The organism is Streptomyces sp. DH12 (genome assembly GCF_020873895.1).
GTDB lineage: Bacteria > Actinomycetota > Actinomycetes > Streptomycetales > Streptomycetaceae > Streptomyces.
Genome location: NZ_JAHWGT010000855.1, coordinates 1 through 478, shown reverse-complemented (window position 1 = coordinate 478; position 478 = coordinate 1). Strand labels below are relative to the sequence as shown.

Genomic DNA, 478 nt, shown 5'->3' with positions numbered 1-478 from the left:
CGGCCGGCCACGACACCCCGCGCCTCTCAGACGAACGTAGTCGCGACCCTGTCCCGGTACGTCCGCACGGGCCCCGCGTCCCGATAAGGCTCCAGCCTCCGTTCGAAGTCCCGGACGTACTCCACCGCCCGCACCGACCGCATCTCCGACGCCTGCGCGGCCGCCTCCGCCGCGAGCTGGCACGCCTGGTCCAGCTCCCCCAGCCCGAGCCGCGCGGTGGCGAGGACGACCCGGCAGAACAGCCGGCTGCGGGCGAACCCCGGCGCCCGCAACTGCAGCGACCGTTCCGCGTGCTGGGCCGCCGCCCGGAACTGCTGCAGATCCCGGTGGCAGTGACCGAACTCGTCGGCCAGCTGGGCCTCGTCGAAGAACCGCGCCCAGTGCGGCACCTCGTCGCCGGGCCGCGCCGCGTCCAGCGCGCGTTCCGCGCGGACCAGCGCGGCCGTGCAGGCCCGTACCTCCCCGAGCACCCCGTGCC

The 478-nt window shown here is 75.7% G+C and carries 1 pseudogene; it reads right to left on the bottom strand.

The features are described 5' to 3' along the window. Positions 1 to 26: 26 nt before the first annotated feature. Positions 27 to 478: pseudogene (locus LPA54_RS37440) on the bottom strand (regulator); the annotation flags it as partial.